Annotated in this window: 14 protein-coding genes and 1 tRNA gene; 5 read left to right on the top strand and 10 right to left on the bottom strand. The window is 50.1% G+C overall.

Annotated elements, in window-relative coordinates; genetic code table 11:
• Positions 1-10 precede the first annotated feature (10 nt).
• From ST42_RS07280 to rsmI, 6 genes are all read right to left on the bottom strand, one after another.
• A complete protein-coding gene (locus ST42_RS07280) occupies positions 11-823 on the bottom strand; it encodes a bifunctional metallophosphatase/5'-nucleotidase (protein WP_044065762.1) in 813 nt (270 codons plus the stop codon).
• A 43-nt stretch (positions 824-866) separates the two neighbouring features.
• Positions 867-1631, bottom strand: coding sequence for a 5'-nucleotidase C-terminal domain-containing protein (locus ST42_RS07275; RefSeq protein WP_044065763.1), 765 nt, complete (start codon positions 1629-1631; stop codon positions 867-869).
• Positions 1632-1742: 111 nt separating this feature from the next.
• Entirely contained in the window at positions 1743-2894 is a 1152-nt protein-coding gene (locus ST42_RS07270; protein ID WP_082028612.1) for a CapA family protein, read from the bottom strand.
• 25 nt (positions 2895-2919) lie between these two features.
• Positions 2920-3471, bottom strand: coding sequence for a C40 family peptidase (locus ST42_RS07265; RefSeq protein WP_052485322.1), 552 nt, complete (start codon positions 3469-3471; stop codon positions 2920-2922).
• Between the two features lie 666 nt (positions 3472-4137).
• Positions 4138-4986, bottom strand: a complete 849-nt coding sequence (locus ST42_RS07260; protein WP_022316296.1) for a Cbp1 family collagen-binding glycoprotein adhesin — start codon at positions 4984-4986, stop codon at positions 4138-4140.
• A 72-nt stretch (positions 4987-5058) separates the two neighbouring features.
• Positions 5059-5820: a 16S rRNA (cytidine(1402)-2'-O)-methyltransferase gene (rsmI, locus tag ST42_RS07255; RefSeq protein WP_044065766.1), complete on the bottom strand. Its 762-nt coding sequence runs from the start codon at positions 5818-5820 to the stop codon at positions 5059-5061.
• A 94-nt stretch (positions 5821-5914) separates the two neighbouring features.
• Here rsmI and ST42_RS07250 point away from each other — a divergent pair, with 94 nt between their 5' ends.
• Entirely contained in the window at positions 5915-6508 is a 594-nt protein-coding gene (locus tag ST42_RS07250; RefSeq protein WP_042520147.1) for a thymidine kinase, read from the top strand.
• A gap of 111 nt (positions 6509-6619) precedes the next feature.
• A complete protein-coding gene (locus ST42_RS07245) occupies positions 6620-7753 on the top strand; it encodes an AI-2E family transporter (RefSeq protein WP_044065739.1) in 1134 nt (377 codons plus the stop codon).
• A 130-nt stretch (positions 7754-7883) separates the two neighbouring features.
• On the opposite strand, the gene ST42_RS07240 is transcribed toward ST42_RS07245, so the two are convergent.
• Together ST42_RS07240 and ST42_RS07235 are read right to left on the bottom strand one after the other, a co-directional pair.
• A complete protein-coding gene (locus ST42_RS07240) occupies positions 7884-9035 on the bottom strand; it encodes a CD0519/CD1768 family membrane protein (RefSeq protein ID WP_044073015.1) in 1152 nt (383 codons plus the stop codon).
• Positions 9036-9155: 120 nt separating this feature from the next.
• Positions 9156-10178 (bottom strand): porin, encoded by a 1023-nt coding sequence (locus ST42_RS07235; protein WP_044073014.1) that lies wholly within the window; start codon positions 10176-10178, stop codon positions 9156-9158.
• A gap of 276 nt (positions 10179-10454) precedes the next feature.
• Between ST42_RS07235 and ST42_RS07230 the strand changes: the two genes are divergently transcribed.
• Positions 10455-10527, top strand: a tRNA-Lys gene (locus ST42_RS07230).
• A gap of 200 nt (positions 10528-10727) precedes the next feature.
• On the top strand, positions 10728-11540 hold the full coding sequence (locus ST42_RS07225; RefSeq protein WP_044073108.1) for an MBL fold metallo-hydrolase: 813 nt from the start codon (positions 10728-10730) through the stop codon (positions 11538-11540).
• Positions 11541-11704: 164 nt separating this feature from the next.
• Here the strand turns inward: ST42_RS07225 and ST42_RS07220 are convergent, their stop codons facing one another.
• On the bottom strand, positions 11705-13909 hold the full coding sequence (locus ST42_RS07220; protein ID WP_022316303.1) for a sodium-translocating pyrophosphatase: 2205 nt from the start codon (positions 13907-13909) through the stop codon (positions 11705-11707).
• Positions 13910-14233: 324 nt separating this feature from the next.
• The gene (porT, locus tag ST42_RS07215; RefSeq protein ID WP_082026279.1) at positions 14234-14995 is read right to left on the bottom strand and encodes a type IX secretion/gliding motility protein PorT/SprT; all 762 of its coding nucleotides are present in this window, start codon (positions 14993-14995) and stop codon (positions 14234-14236) included.
• 360 nt (positions 14996-15355) lie between these two features.
• On the opposite strand from porT, the gene ST42_RS13545 reads away from it, so the two are divergent.
• Entirely contained in the window at positions 15356-15526 is a 171-nt protein-coding gene (locus ST42_RS13545; protein WP_022316305.1) for a DUF362 domain-containing protein, read from the top strand.
• The last annotated feature ends 268 nt before the right edge of the window (positions 15527-15794 follow it).

Raw genomic sequence — 15794 nt, 5'->3', positions numbered from 1 at the left:
TACAGACTTGTCATTTCTTCTTCATGTCGATGACCAGTTTGCCCACGTAGATGCCGCTCTTGCCGTTCTGGTCGTTGCCGATGCTCTTGCCGTCGAGGTTCTTGGCATATTTCAGCTCTTTGAACATGGAGTGAGAGTGTCCGCCGAGCACGAGGTCGATGTTGCGTGTCTTTGCCATCATCACCTTGTCGTTCATGGCGTCTTCGTTCCATCCCAGATGCGAGAGACATATCACGATGTCGCATTTCTCCTTCAGCTTCAGATAGTCGGCAGTCTGCTGCGCCTTCTCCACAGGGTCGAGGTATTTCACTCCCGGACAGTTCTTTGCCGACACCAGTCCGTCGAGTTCCGGCGCCAGGCCGAACACTCCGATTTTCATTCCGCCTCTCTTTATGATGGTGTAAGGCTTCACGATGCCCTCCAGACAAGTGCCGCTGAAGTCATAGTTGGCACATACGATGGGGAATTCCGCCATCTTGAAGATGCGTGCCATGTTTTCGATGCCGAAGTCGAATTCGTGGTTTCCGATGGTAGCGGCATCATAGCCCATCATGTTCATGAGACCAATCTCCACGTTGCCGCGGAACATGGAATAGTATGGCGAACCCTGTGAAAAGTCACCGCTGTCGAACAGCAGCAGCTGCGGATTGGCAGCCCTTTGCTCCTTCACCATCTCCAGACGGCGCAGGAATCCGCCGCGTCCTGCCACGAGAGTGTCTTTAAGAGTGGTCTTCAGAGGCATTACACAACTGTGGGTGTCGTTGGTGTGGAGAATCACCAGCTTCTTTATCTTCGCCGATGCGCAACTGATCGTGGCGCACATCAAGGCGATAAGGAATATCTTCTTGTAGTTCATAGTGTCGTGGTTATTTGTTTCTTACGAATCTTCCCTCTACATTGGCGTCGATTACGATGCCCTTTGCCGAGGCTTCCTTGAAATATCTGATGATGAGGTCGCGCACGTTGTTCTTTTTGCCGCCAGGATTCTTCACGTCGGTCTTGCTCTTGAAAGCTACCATCCTGTCGTTGCCCTCAGCCACATAGTCGAGAGTGGCGATGCGGTATACACGTTTAGGGTCCACCTCCTCGCCGTTTATCTTCAGGCTCAGCAGATGCAGGTCCTTGTCCATTACTGCCGCCACACCTTGACTCACGCCCTGGCCGCCCCATCCAGCCATCTGCTGGAAGAGTTCCGTCACCTTCTCGCCGGTCAGCGAACAGAAGCAGAGCTTGTTTTCAAACGGTGCCACATCGAGCACATCGCCATACGTGATGTTTCCTTTTGGGAAAGCCGCACGTATTCCGCCAACGTTGTATACTGCGAAGTCTGGCTTCTCGCCGAAGTCCTTTCCGCTCCAGAGCAGTATGTCGGAAAGGAGGTTAGACAACGGACTCTCCGGCTGGTAGCTCTCAAGAGCCTTTGCCGTCTTGCCTACCACCGGCCCCATCACGCTGTCCACTTGAGCTCTGAATGGAGCTATGAAGGCTTCCGACTTGGCATCAGCCTTGTCGTATCTGCTGTCGATCAGGATTCGGCTCCTGTCCACGTTCTGCATCTCATAATGGGAGACGCAAGAGGCAGAAAGCATCGTAGCCGCCGCGACAAATGTAATTGATAACTGTTTGTTCATACTTATATATTTTTGTGTCTTCTTTGTCTTATGCTGAGGTGCAGCATATCTTATCATTGCAAAGATAAAAATATAAAATGGCATTTCCAACCGAAATGCCATTAATTAGTATTATCTTTTGCTTATCGTGCCGTCGTTGGCAATAGTGAGCTTCGGATTGCTGAAGTCAGCATTCGTCAGACTCCGTATCTCTTTCGCCACAAGGTTCAGAGGGTCGCGACGCGGACCCTTGCCGCGTTGCTGGATGAAAGAGTTTATCTTTCCGCCGACGAAAGTGCCGTCGGCTGCGTTGACGGTGAGCTGCAGCACCGGAGCATAACCCGATATGCCGCTGATGTTCACGCCGTATGGAGTGCAGAAATTGCCGAGACTGTATGCTATGAAATGATTCTTGTATAGTTCCACAGCCCTCACCACATGCGGTCCGTGGCCATACACCACGTCAGCACCGTTGTCTATGCAGAAGTGGGCGAAGTTTCTCAGGTCGCCGCGGTTCTCTCCGAGGAACATCTCCTTGCCCTGTGGCAAGTGTTTGTGTGCCGTGCCCTCCGCTCCGCCGTGGAACGACACTATCACGATGTCGGCTTTCTCTCTGAGATTGCCGATAATCCTCTTCACGTTCTCCTGGTCGGCATGCTTCAGTGTGTAAGAGTTGTGGCCGAAGGCGCAGAATCCGTATCTGATGCCGTTGCGTTCCACTATCGCACTTTCCTTTCTTCCGCCGATGCCCGAATATGCTATGCCGTTGGAATGGAGAGTGGCCTCGGTGGATTTCACGCCGTCGAGACCGAAATCGAAGGCATGGTTGTTCGCCATGCTCATGAAGTCGAAACCGGCATCGGCAATCAGTTTGCCGTAGCGGGTTGGCACACGGAAGGAGTAGCTGAATTTGCCACCCTTCTTCGTCGTCTCCCCCTCATCGGCGAGGGCGCCCTCCATATTTCCTGCCGCCACGTCGGCAGCTGTCAGGATGCTGTCCACATCCTTGAAGAGCGTGGCACCGTCTTTCTCCGGCAGACGGCTGTCGGGGAATGTAGTGCCCGGCATTATGTCGCCCACGAAGGCAAGGTTCAGTGTGCCGCCCTTGGCTCTTCTGTCAGATGTCATACTTGCCGCAGGTGCCTGCTTTCCCTTGTCGGCAGGAGCCTTGGCTGCTATAGTGTCGGAAACGCCAACGGGCACAGAGCCTTTGCGCTCGGTGCCCGTTGAAGTGCAGGCGATGGATATCCCTGCAATTATCATCAATGAAGCTAATGCTTTCATAAGAGATTTTTATAGTATACGTGTGTTATTGAGTAATCCTTCTTGCGCCCACATAGCGGCGAGAGTAGTAAGGCTCTGTGCTCTGGCTCACCTTCACGCCCTTTATGCTGGCGTGGATGAAACTGAAGTTGCCGTTCATCGGGTCGTAGTCAACCACGATTCCCACGTGGCCGATACCCTTGCCGGAACGGGGACTGGTGAAGAACACGAGGTCGCCGGTCTGCAGATTGCTGCTTGCCACAGCCTCGCCCTGGGTGTATTGTCCGCGAGAAGAACGGTTGAGGTCTATTCCCATCTGCTTGTAGAGATAGCTTGTGAATCCCGAGCAGTCGAAGCCGCCGGGACCCGATGCTCCTGAGCGATAGCGTGTGCCGATGAGCGAGAATGCCTCGTCCATGAGGTTCTCCATTGAAGCAACGTCGTAGTTGTCCACATTGCCGTCTTCCGAATACAGGAAGTCATAGTTGTCGATTTCGTCTGTCTGGTCGTTATCGTTGTCTGGCAGCTGTGCGAATGTCGGTGTGACAGCCACGAACAATGCTGCGAGAGCGATCTTGATGCTTTTTTTAATGTTCATATTCCGTTTTCGTTTTTTTATGCGCCGTCATCTTGCCTGTTTCCTGGCAGGCACAAAAAGAAACTATACCCATACATGTTTCATGTGGGTTCACTCTTGGGTGTGACGATGGTTCATTAAGCGCATTAGGTTCTGGCCTGCCGGGCTTGGAATCGGGATGACAATAAACGACATTATCCTTCTCCCTGTTGACTTTCGGCAGCCATTTTAATTAGTTTGCGGTACAAAGATAATAAAAAAAAGCGACTTCACAATGCCTTTTACATCTTTTCAAGCCCATGCCTTCAAGGGGTTGCAATGTTGTGAAAATTTCTTAGCCACTGATTTTTAGCGATTTAGCTTTATGTCGTGCAGTTTTTACTTTAAGTTTTTCTTTTAATATTCGTTAACAACGATTGATTAACAAATATTGCAGCGGCGGTAAAGGTTTCTTTGATTTTCGTGGTTAAATCAGAGTGCATCAACGCTTATACACATTGTATTTTCAGTTTATGATTGGCGGGCAGAAGTGTTTATGTAAAAGGCCGTTTGAGAACTTTTGCCGTTCCGAGTTCCGCTTTTGCCAGTATTATATAAAAAAGACAAGAGGTAGAACCGCGGAGTCCGCAGGTCCAACCTCTTGCCGGTATTTTTTTCAGTCTGTTGTCCCGTTGTGGGCAGTCAGTATTATTTCACCTGGATTACGAGATACTTGCTTGTGCTCCAGAAGATGTCAGGGTTCGTGATGCGCAAAACATACTGGTCTTTGGCATCTGTGGTGAGCGAGTAGCTGCTCGATGGGTGCATGGTGAGGATTTTTGCCGATTTGGAATACAGTTTGATTTCCTTCTCCACGCGGATATCTATCTTGGTGAAGTAGCTCTTGTTGAAGTTGCCCTGCAGCACCTTGCCCTTCACGAGGATGTTCTGCGCCTTGAGTTCCTTCTTCGTACCGAAGGCAAACCATGCCGTGTTGAGCTGCTTGTCCTGCGAATTGATGGTCTGGGTCTTCTGTTCGCTCTCCGTCTTGAGATCGCTCATGTTCGTGTTCAGGTCGCTGATGGTCTGGTCAAGCTCGGCGATGTGTATGTCTTTGGCGGCAAGTTCGGCACGCAGCTGCTTCAGCTGTTCGTCCTTTTCCTCCATCTGCTTTATGAGATTGTCAACGGTGCGTTTCAGTTCGCTACTCTTGAAAGAGCTCTCTCTCATCTGCTGCTGCAGTTTGGCGATGAGCTCGCGGTTCTGCTGCATGCGCTGCTGTATGAACTGGATGTTTTCTTTTATCTGCTCCTGCTTGTTCTGTCCCTCGCCCTCTTTGGCTATGGTGACACGCTCTTCAGCCTTGTTGATGGCGCGGAATCCCTCTTCCACGTCGTTGAGCATTCCCACCATGTCGTTTATCTCCTGGTCGCGCTGGGCGATGATTTTCTGAAGTGAGTCGTTCTGTACTATGTTAGACAGTTCGCCCGTTGCCTTCTCGTTCTTGCAGGCAACTATCGTCGCCAGGCAGAACACGATAAATAGAATCTTTTTCATGAGTATCTTATTTTCCGTTCTTTTACTTTTCTTGTTGTTTAACTTTTTCTAAAGTTATATTGGGGTTACCTTTTATTCTCCTTGTTCTTCGTCTTCGGCAGGGGCAGGTCGGTTGCCTCTCCTTTCCTTCTTCTGCCTGTTCTCCTTCTTGTCCTTCTTCTCCTCCGGCCTTCCGGCGAGCACGATTACGAATTCGCCCTTCGGCGGAATCTCCTCGAAATGTGCTATCACCTCGTCGAGGGTGCCTCTGACGCTCTCTTCGTGTATCTTTGAAATCTCGCGGCAGGCGCTCACCTGTCGGTCACCGCCGAAATATTCGGCAAACTGCTTGAGCGTCTTCACCACACGGTATGGCGACTCATAGAAAATCATCGTGCGCGACTCCTCGGTGAGGCTCTCCAGACGAGTGGCGCGTCCCTTCTTCTGAGGCAGGAAACCCTCGAAGCAGAAACGGTCGCAGGGAAGTCCCGATGCCACTATCGCCGGCACGAATGCCGTTGCGCCAGGCAGACACTGCACCGTGATGCCGGCAGCCACAGCCTCTCTGGCGAGATAGAAGCCAGGGTCGCTGATGCCGGGAGTGCCGGCGTCGCTGATGAGGGCCACAGTCTGTCCACCCTTCAACCGCTCCACGATGCCGGCAGATGTGCCGTGTTCGTTGAACTTGTGGTGTGCCATAAGCTGGTTCTTTATCTCAAAATGCTTCAGCAGGATGCCCGATGTGCGGGTATCCTCGGCAAGCACCAGGTCGGCCTCCTTCAGGATGCGGATGGCGCGAAGCGTCATGTCCTCCATATTGCCGACAGGCGTCGGCACGATATACAATGTTCCCATATGAGCCACAAATATAAGGATATTAATCAGGAGGAGCAAAAAAACTGATAGTTTCTTTGCAATTTTTAAAACGTCTTTGTACTTTTGTGCTCAAATGAACAATAATTTAGCAGGGGAGACACACCGTCCCGGAAGGATAGAAGTGGTGTGCGGCTCTATGTTTTCCGGAAAGACAGAGGAGCTGATAAGGAGAATGAAAAGGGCTAAGTTTGCCAAGCAGAAAGTGGAGATTTTCAAGCCGTCGCTCGACACCCGCTATTCCGATGTGGATGTGGTGAGCCATGACCAGCATTCGATACCGAGCACACCGATAGACTCATCGTCTACCATCGCCTTGCTCTCGTCGGACATCGATGTGGTGGGTATCGACGAGGCACAGTTTCTCGACGATGGAGTGGTGGACGTGTGCAACGACCTTGCCAACCGTGGTGTGAGAGTCATCGTGGCAGGGCTCGACATGGACTTCCAGGGCAAGCCTTTCGGTCCGATGCCCGCCCTTTGTGCCATTGCCGACGAGGTGACCAAGGTGCATGCCATCTGTGTGAAATGCGGAGCGTTGGCATATATCAGCCATCGGCTCGTGGCAAACGATAAGCGTGTGCTCCTGGGCGAGCAGATGGAATATGAACCGCTTTGCAGGGAGTGTTACCAGCGCATCGTGAATGACAACGAGCTGCAGGGACGCTGATTTTGGGCAGGACGCATGGTGGTGTCGGGCCAGTTGCATAAATTAAGGTGTAGCTCGCCGGATATAAAACAATGGTGTGACTTGTAATAATAAAAAAAAGTATAAAAGCTTATGTTGGAGAAAGAGATTACTTTCGACCGCTTTGTGCGAATACTCGGTATCGTGCTTCTTGTGGGCGGCGTGTTATATACGATGAATTTCCTGAGCAGCGTGCTCCTGCCATTCTTCGTGGCTTGGCTGCTGGCATATCTGATGTATCCGATAGTGAAGTTCGTGCAGTATAAACTGCATGTGCCCACCCGAGCCCTGTCCATTATCGTGGCGCTGGTGTTCGTGCTTGCCGTCATCGGTGGAGTGTTCTATCTCATCATTCCGCCGATGATAGACCAGTTTGAGAAACTCGGCGACATCGTGATGCAATATGTCAAGCAGGGTACCAACGGCGAGAGTTTCCAGGCTGTGGTGCAGCAGTGGTTGCATGACAACAGACAGGCGATAGAACAGGTGTTCAAACGCAAAGACGTGTCAGACGCCATCAAGTCGGCGATGCCGAAACTCTTCAGCGTGCTCGGCCAGACGGCAAACGTGATATTGAGCATCGTGGCGTCGCTGATAACGCTACTTTATATGTTCTTCATCCTGCTCGACTATGAGTACCTCTCATCGAGCTGGATAAAGATATTCCCCAAGAAGGTGCGCCCGTTCTGGCAGTCGCTGATGAAAGACGTGGAGCGCGAGCTTAACAGCTATATCCGTGGACAGTCGCTCGTGGCGCTGATAATGGGAATACTCTTCTGCATAGGTTTCACGATAATCGACTTCCCGATGGCTATCGGTCTGGGAATACTGATAGGCATCATGGACCTCGTGCCATATCTGCATACCTTCGCCCTGATTCCAACGGCATTCCTCGCATTGCTCAAGGCTGCCGACACAGGACAGAACTTCTGGGTGATACTGGCGAGTGCCGTGGCGGTGTTCTGCATCGTGCAGGTGATAATAGACATGGTGGTGACGCCGAAGGTGATGGGAAAGGCGATGGGACTGAATCCCGCCATCCTGCTTCTTGCCCTCTCTGTGTGGGGCACGCTGCTCGGATTCATCGGACTTATCATAGCCCTGCCGCTGACAACGATATTGATAGCCTACTATCAGCGATATGTCACAAAAGACAAGGCGGCAGAACATACCGCCGACTCACCGGAAGTAACGGATGCCCCTGGCAGTTCAACTCAAGCTCAATAACTCAAGTTCAATAACCCCGTAAAAATCTATTCAAGCCATAATGGCTGATAGAATAAACAAAACGGTCATTAGGCAAATCCTAATGACCGTTTTGTCGTTGCTATGACATCTTGCGATTATCTTGGGATTATCATGCGAATATCAAGGTATATCCCATATACACCAGGTGGGCGCAGACGGCTGCCACCAAACCTCCGATGGTGTGGGCGATGATAGCCTTTGGAGTCAAGTCGCGATAGCCCAGAGAGTCGAGCATCGCAGTGTGGGTGCTCAAGAATCCGCTCCAGCACATACCGATTGCCGTGAATACCGCAATGGCGTTGCCATCTACCCATCCGTGCTCAATGAAACCTGGCACCAGGCTCAATGCAGCGCCTACAGCTCCGAGAGCGGTGATAGGGAATGCCACGAGATGTGGATCGTTGAATCCGAAGAGCCATTCAAACACGAAGTTTATCTTATAGGCAAGGGCTGGAAGCAGTTCCACACCCTGATATGCCGAACCATCGTATCCGTTGGCACCTTCGCCGAAGGTGAACATCATCACGAACGTAGAGATGATGAGCACACCGGGGATGATGGCAATACCCACATCCACTCCGCTTCGTCCACCGTCGAGCAGACCGTCGAGCAGACGGATGAAGACAGACTTCTTCGGTTTGTCGCTCTCTTCGGCAGTCATTTCCTCCTCTTCTATTTCAACGGCATTCTCATGGGCATACTGAGGGAAAGCCTTCAGTATGAAACGCTGCATGAGACGGGTGGAGCAGACACATCCGCAGCAGGCTCCGAAGAGACCGATGAACGGTGCAGCATAGAATCCGCTGCCCACCATGAACACTATCACCAGAAGACCCATACCGAATGCCGTTCCAAAGTTGGTTAGGGAAATATACTGGTATTTCTTGAAGAACGAGGCGAATCTCTTGTCGTTGGCAAGCGATATGATGGCGGGGTTGTCTGAGAGGAACGTCATCACGGCTCCCAGCGATGACACACCGGGGAGATTGAACACCGGTTTCATCAGCGGGCGCAATAGCTTCTCAAGCAGGCTCACCACGCCGAACTCCACGAATACCCTGCCCAAGGCTCCCGTTATCACGCAGATGCTCATGAGATAGAACACTGTGTTGATCAGCAGGTCGTGGGCGGTCTTCATTATAGTGTTGAGCATGTTGGGAACTCCCATCACATAGCCCAGATATCCGAACAGCGCCACTACGATGAGGACGCACAAGCAGCCATTTGGCAGCAGACTTCTTTTCTTGGTTTTGTTTTCCATATTCCTTTTTGTTGATGTCTTAGGTATTGGATTTATTCTGAATAGGTTTTCTTGGTTTTTTGTCGTCCGGGCATTGCATCATCTGCCATTGTTGACAGATGCGCTGTTGCCATGACATTATCAATAACCCATTTTGAACAGGTCAAGCTTTGCCGATACGCCAGCCTGAATAGTCAGTCTGTCGTTGAGCATCGTGCCGTCAGGGTTTGTGTTCTTTCCGCTGGTGTGTGCCACACCGAGGTTCACTCTGAAGTTCTTCTTGTTCTTTACAGGGAAGAACTCCAGACCACCGCTCACCGTAGTAAGCTCCGAGCCGGCCATCACGTATTTGTCGGCATCGGTGTCAGTCTTGTTCACGTCGTAGGTCACTTTGCCGTAGATGTTCAGCATGGGAATCACGCCGTATATCAGGTTTGCCATCACAGAGCAGTCTTTGAAGAAATATGTCTGATGGCTGGCAGCACGGTTCATCAAATCCAGTTCCAGCGTCACCGGTCCCATATTGAATCGGTTGCCCAATGCTATGTATGAAATGAATTTGCTCGGTTCGTATTCCATCATGTTGAGAGAATAGGTGGTGCTCCAGATGCCGTGAGTGCCGGTCCAATAGAGGTTGTAGGCAAACATGTCGTGTCTGTCGGCGGTGGCAAAAGAGCTCTCGCAGAACTGTGCGAAGAAGGTGTCTTTGCCACTGTTAGAGGTGTAGGCACCGTTCACACCGAATTTGAAGCAAGTCACGTTGTTCCAGAATTCAGATGCCGTATAGATGTCGATAGGAGCTTTCTCATATTCGTATCCACCTATCCATACTATCTCCTTACCGGCAGAAACTCCCCAGTTCTTGTTCGCCTGATAGGTTACATACATCCAGTCTGTTGCCTGGAAAATGTCGTTTCTTTCGATTTTCTTGTTCAGTCGCTGTCTGAAGGCGAAAGAAACCTTTTCGTTGATTTGTCCGTCAACGAAGACGTTCAGCTGGTCGCCTTTGAATCCAGAGTGGTCATGCCTCAGTTCGCCGCCAACCCTGTCGTTGTAGAAGCCCACCTTTGTCTCGGCTCCGATTTTCAGTTTCGGTGCAGTTTCCTGCGCCTGTGTCGGCAATGCGCATAGGGCAGCGATTGCCAATAAAGGAAAATGTCTCATATTTTAATTTATAGTTTTATCATGGTGTGTTTCCCGCAAGAAAATATTGTATTCCTGTCACAAGAACATCGTATTTTCCTTCTAAGAATATTGTGTCTTTCTCGTAAGAACATTGTGTTTCTCCCGTATGAAGTTGCAAATGTATAATAAAAGGAAAAATATTCCAAACGATATAGCAAGAAAATGCGTCAGAATAAAAAAATCATTAAAATATTTGGTTGTTTGACAGAAAAATCATACCTTTGCACTCGCTTTTGATAATAAAGCAAATACGGAGATCCGCTAGCTCAGTTGGTAGAGCACAACACTTTTAATGTTGGGGTCTTGGGTTCGAACCCCAAGCGGATCACACAAAGGGAGGTCTTCGGAACCTCCTTTTTTTGTGCCCTGCGGTATCGAAGTATTTGTAGTATCATAGTTTTTTTATTTGTAGCATCATGATGTCTTGTGATGCTGATGAAAGAAGGAAGACACATGGAAACAACAAGAGATATTAATGTTTCGGTTGCAGGCAACGACAGCAACAGGCTGGCAAACGGGAAAGAGTATATGGAAAAAGAAAACAGAATAATCATGCTCGGCACGGGTAGCGCCACGGTGACTCGCTGCTACAACACCTGTTTCGTGGTGGAGTCGGGGAGCGACAGGCTGATGGTTGATGCCGGTGGCGGAAACGGTATCCTGGGACAGTTGCCCAAGGCTGGAGTCGCCATCGATGATATCCATCACCTCTTCGTTACACATGCCCATACCGACCACGTGCTCGGAGTGGTATGGGTGGTGAGAGTGATAATGCAGCATGTGCTTGAAAAGCGCTACGACGGGGTGCTCCACGTGTATGGCAACGGCAAGGTGGTGGATGTGATAACCGCCATCTGCGGAATGACCCTGCACAAGAAATACAACGCTCTCATCGGTTCGGAGATATTGTTCCACCGCCTTGCCGACGGAGACGGATTCCAGGTGGGCACGATGGATGTGAAATGTTTCGACATCCACTCCAAGAAGGAACCGCAATATGGATTCTCCCTGCGCTTCGGCAATGGCGAAAGACTGGTGTGTATGGGCGACGAACCTTGTTCGGAGCAGACGCTGCAACATGCCGCCGGTGCCGACTGGATGATGTGTGAGGCTTTCTGTCTGTATGCCGACAGGGAGCTCTTCCGTCCATACGAGAAATTCCACAGTACCGCACTTGATGCCGGAACAATGGCAGAGAAGACCGGTGTAAGGAATCTTATTGTATATCACACTGAAGACACCGACCTCGCTCATCGTAAGGAACGCTATACCGAAGAGGTGAAAGAGAATTTCTCTGGCAACGTGTTCGTTCCCGACGATCTTGAAGTGATAAAGCTCTAAAGGATTGTCTTTTACGACATGAAGGATAGATTTACGACATGAAGGATAAATCTACGTCTTAAATTATATATTTACGACATGCCCCGCCGTGACATAGAGATTGTCATGGCGGGGCATGTTATTTTTGCATTGGAGGATATTCAGAAAGAGTCGTCGGGATGCCGTTACAGGAAGGCAATCGTCAGTCCTGCCATCACGATGCTGACCATCGACATCAGTTTGATGAGGATGTTGAGCGACGGACCGGAAGTGTCTTTGAATGGGTCGCCCACGGTGTCGCCAACGATGGTGGACTTGTGGTTCTCGCTGCCTTTGCCGCCGAAGTGTCCTTCCTCAATCATCTTCTTGGCATTGTCCCATGCTCCGCCCGAATTCGACATGAACACGGCGAGGGTGAAACCGGCTGCCAGTCCGCCGGTCAGCAATCCGAGCACGCCGGCAACTCCCAATACCAAGCCTACCACTATCGGTATCACTATGGCGAGCAGCGACGGGATTATCATCTCCCGCTGTGCGCTCCTCGTGCTTATCTCCACGCAGCGTCCGTAGTCTGGCGTTGCCTTGCCTTCAAGTATTCCCTTTATCTCGCGGAACTGTCGGCGCACCTCCTGTACCATCGATTCTGCAGCACGTCCCACGGCACCCATCGTGAGTCCGCAGAAGAGGAATGCCGCCATGGCTCCGAGAAATGCTCCCACGAGCACTCTCGGGTTGATGAGGTTCACCTGGAAGAAGTTTATGAAGTCTATCGTAGAAGCGTTTGTAGGGTCGAAGATGTTTCCTGCCGCATCCACATATTGCTTGCCGCCCTCGAAGGCTCTCACCATGGCAATCTTTATCTCCTCTATATAGGAGGCAAGCAATGCAAGCGCCGTTAGCGCCGCCGAACCGATGGCGAATCCCTTTCCCGTTGCCGCTGTGGTGTTGCCGAGAGCGTCGAGAGCGTCGGTGCGCTCACGCACAGCCTCGCCCAGTCCGCTCATCTCGGCGTTGCCGCCGGCATTGTCGGCGATAGGGCCGTAGGCATCGGTAGCCAATGTGATGCCGAGTGTGGAGAGCATTCCCACGGCAGCGATGCCGATGCCATAGAGACCGGTGCTGAGACTCTTGGCTGATAGCGACATGTCGAAACCGTTGGCACACAGGTAGCTGAGCATGATAGCCACGGAGATGGTCACCACTGGCACCATCGTTGATATCATTCCCGTGCCGATGCCCTTGATGATTACCGTGGCAGGTCCTGTCTGCGATGCCTCTGCAATTTTCTGTGTAGGCTTGTAGCTCTGTGATGTGTAATATTCTGTAGCCTGTCCGATGATTACTCCCGCTGCCAGACCGCTGATTACCGAGAACGACAGTCCGAGCCAGTTTTCAATTCCCAGCAGATAGAGGATGAAGAATGTGGCGATGGCGATGAGCACGGCACTGACGTTAGTGCCGAGACCGAGCGAATGAAGCAGGTCTTTCATCGATGCGCCCTCTTTGGTGCGCACCAGGAAGATTCCAATCAGCGAGAGGAAGATGCCTATCGCCGCGATTATCATCGGAGCTATGACAGCCTTCAGCTGCATGTCGCCGTTCATGGCGAATGCCGTGGCGCCGAGAGCAGCAGTGGAGAGTATAGATCCGCAATAGCTCTCATAGAGGTCGGCTCCCATTCCAGCCACGTCGCCCACGTTGTCGCCCACGTTGTCGGCGATGGTGGCAGGGTTGCGGGGGTCATCCTCCGGTATGTTGGCTTCCACTTTTCCCACGAGGTCGGCTCCCACGTCGGCTGCCTTGGTGTAAATTCCGCCGCCCACACGTGCGAAGAGCGCCTGTGTTGAGGCTCCCATTCCGAATGTGAGCATTGTGGTGGTAATGGTTATCAGGGCAGTCTTCTCATCGGCATATACAGCGTTGAGGACCAGAAACCAGATGGCGATGTCGAGGAGTCCGAGGCCCACGACTACGAGTCCCATCACGGCGCCGCTGCGGAATGCAGTCTTCAGTCCCTTGTCCAGTCCTGTGCGTGCTCCGTTGGCTGTGCGTGCAGAGGCGTATGTGGCGGTCTTCATGCCGAAGAATCCGGAGAGTCCGGAGAACAGTCCGCCGGTAAGGAATGCGAACGGCACCCATGGGTTCTGCACTTCGAGCACGTATGCCATGAATGAGAATATTATGGCAAGCACTATGAATACTATGCCCACCACCTTGTATTGCTGTTTGAGATATGCCATCGCACCCTTTCTCACGTGTGCTGCAATCTCCTTCATACGGTCGGTTCCCTCTTCCTCTTTCATCATGGTGCGGAAGAAATACCATGCCATTCCCAATGCCACGATGCTTGCTACGGGAATCAGCCAGAAAACTAATGGAATGTTGTTCATAAATATTTGATATTTAAGTTTGACTGCTTAAAAAATCAAAACCCAAGCAAGCCCTGAAGACTGATTTGGGTTTATGGTTGCAAATATATGAAAATATCAAATAAGTTGAACTTCTGAATTACTTTTTTTTCTGTTTTCTCTTTGATTAATGTCACTTTTGTCTCTTTTTGCAATATCATGATTGCATTTAGACGGTATTGTGATGACGTCGGTCCGCTTGGAGTTTATTGATGATTGCATATAACTGAACTTCCCTTTGTGATTGCCTTGTCATGTCTGGTAATCACAAAGGGAAGTCTGTTCATGATATTTGTTCGTTTCCGTTTATTCAAAGTAGAATGTCAGGGCGATGATTTTGCTCCGGCATTCTTTCACTGAATTTGCATACATGAAGCGGTCTGCCATGCTCGGGTCTTTGAACCGTTTCGGGTGGTCGGTGTCGAGACAGTTGGTCAGTCCGTAGCAGAATTTCAGTTCAGGTCGCAGCTTGAAGAAGGGCAGGTAGAGATCGCAGCCCAGTCCCACTTCCAGAAACACGTCGTAGCGTTTCAGCTTGATATAGTCGCTGTCGCTGCCTGAGAGGTTCAGCATAGGGTTCACTCCCGCCATGAGATAAGGGCGGTGGTTGTTGAAGCGTGGTGCGCTGAAGATGAGGTCCATGGCAGAAGAGATATAGATGGTCTTCAGCTCCTGGTTCTGCATCACGTTCTTTCCTTCGCCGGTCTTGTCCGTCAGGTTCATGAATTTGATGTTCCTTGTTCCGAAATACATTGCCGGAGCGAGGCGGAAGGCGAAGTGTGTGCCAAGGCGCAGCTCACCGAGCACACCTACTGTGAATCCGGCGTCCCACTTGTCCTGGTCGGTGGTGATTATCTTCTCCACCGTGCCGTCGTCTGTCGTTATCGTCTGCGGTCCCATGCCCACGAACTCCAGATCCTGCAGGTGTGTTCCCACCATCACACCGAAGTGGAACGGTCGCAAATCGGTATACGGTCGATTCTGCACCTGTGTGTCTTGCGCTTTCATAGCCGTGCAGCCCATCAGCAAGGCGAACAGAATCAGTATATGTCTTGTAATTGTCTTCATCGGTTATCGTTTTTATTTACTGATAACGTAGAATTTGGCGTCTTATTGCATTTCGGGAGGCATCAATGTTTGGTTATGGCTTAAAATTACTTTATATGCCATAATCCTGTTCCTTACTGATTTTTTCATTTCCTGATTTCTCCCTTCTTCTTTGCAATACCCATAAATGATTATCGCCCTGGTTCATTATATACTTAATAATATGTGAAACAGGAGTTGAGGAACGTCGAAACTGATATTTTTTACTCGAAAGCAAAAAAAACCGTACCAAATATTAGGTATTTAAAATAAAATATCTAACTTTGCATCGTACGAGAAAAACAGTACAAGAACATTATTAACTTTAAAATATAAATTATTATGGCTTACGTAATTGGTGACGATTGTATCGCATGCGGTACATGTATTGACGAGTGCCCAGTAGGTGCTATCTCTGAGGGCGACAAGTATTCTATCGACGCAGATGCATGCACAGAGTGCGGTACATGTGCTTCTGTTTGCCCATCTGAGGCTATCAGCCTTGGTGAGTAATACGGAGTTCCTTTAGAACTTATGGGATGACAATCTCATATATTATTAAGTTTTAGACAATCAGAGCTTTCCTTAAGGGGAGGCTCTTTTTTTTATTGCGTTTACTGTTCATTCCTCTTTGGAATGATATATACTTTACATATATCCGATTCCTTTTCCACCAATATCAACCTGAGTTCGGGATAAGAAAGTCTTTATAAAAGTTGGTAATCTCAATAATTTTTAGTACCTTTATGGTTGTAAATCAATTAGTTATAAAGTAAAAGGA

This window comes from Prevotella pectinovora (assembly GCF_000834015.1).
GTDB classification, from domain to species: Bacteria; Bacteroidota; Bacteroidia; order Bacteroidales; family Bacteroidaceae; genus Prevotella; species Prevotella pectinovora.
This window is presented reverse-complemented; position numbering and strand designations above follow the sequence as displayed.

What these genes read in the sequence shown, in the direction of transcription:
- ST42_RS07220 (WP_022316303.1), bottom strand. Translation starts at nt 13,909, where the DNA reads ATGAACAACATTCCATTAGTTTTCTGGCTGATTCCCGTAGCAAGCATC.
- ST42_RS07250 (WP_042520147.1), top strand. Translation starts at nt 5,915, where the DNA reads ATGAACAATAATTTAGCAGGGGAGACACACCGTCCCGGAAGGATAGAA.
- ST42_RS07235 (WP_044073014.1), bottom strand. Translation starts at nt 10,178, where the DNA reads ATGAGACATTTTCCTTTATTGGCAATCGCTGCCCTATGCGCATTGCCG.
- rsmI (WP_044065766.1), bottom strand. Translation starts at nt 5,820, where the DNA reads ATGGGAACATTGTATATCGTGCCGACGCCTGTCGGCAATATGGAGGAC.
- ST42_RS07260 (WP_022316296.1), bottom strand. Translation starts at nt 4,986, where the DNA reads ATGAAAAAGATTCTATTTATCGTGTTCTGCCTGGCGACGATAGTTGCC.
- ST42_RS07245 (WP_044065739.1), top strand. Translation starts at nt 6,620, where the DNA reads ATGTTGGAGAAAGAGATTACTTTCGACCGCTTTGTGCGAATACTCGGT.
- ST42_RS07270 (WP_082028612.1), bottom strand. Translation starts at nt 2,894, where the DNA reads ATGAAAGCATTAGCTTCATTGATGATAATTGCAGGGATATCCATCGCC.
- ST42_RS07240 (WP_044073015.1), bottom strand. Translation starts at nt 9,035, where the DNA reads ATGGAAAACAAAACCAAGAAAAGAAGTCTGCTGCCAAATGGCTGCTTG.
- ST42_RS07225 (WP_044073108.1), top strand. Translation starts at nt 10,728, where the DNA reads ATGGAAAAAGAAAACAGAATAATCATGCTCGGCACGGGTAGCGCCACG.
- ST42_RS13545 (WP_022316305.1), top strand. Translation starts at nt 15,356, where the DNA reads ATGGCTTACGTAATTGGTGACGATTGTATCGCATGCGGTACATGTATT.
- porT (WP_082026279.1), bottom strand. Translation starts at nt 14,995, where the DNA reads ATGAAGACAATTACAAGACATATACTGATTCTGTTCGCCTTGCTGATG.
- ST42_RS07265 (WP_052485322.1), bottom strand. Translation starts at nt 3,471, where the DNA reads ATGAACATTAAAAAAAGCATCAAGATCGCTCTCGCAGCATTGTTCGTG.
- ST42_RS07280 (WP_044065762.1), bottom strand. Translation starts at nt 823, where the DNA reads ATGTGCGCCACGATCAGTTGCGCATCGGCGAAGATAAAGAAGCTGGTG.
- ST42_RS07275 (WP_044065763.1), bottom strand. Translation starts at nt 1,631, where the DNA reads ATGAACAAACAGTTATCAATTACATTTGTCGCGGCGGCTACGATGCTT.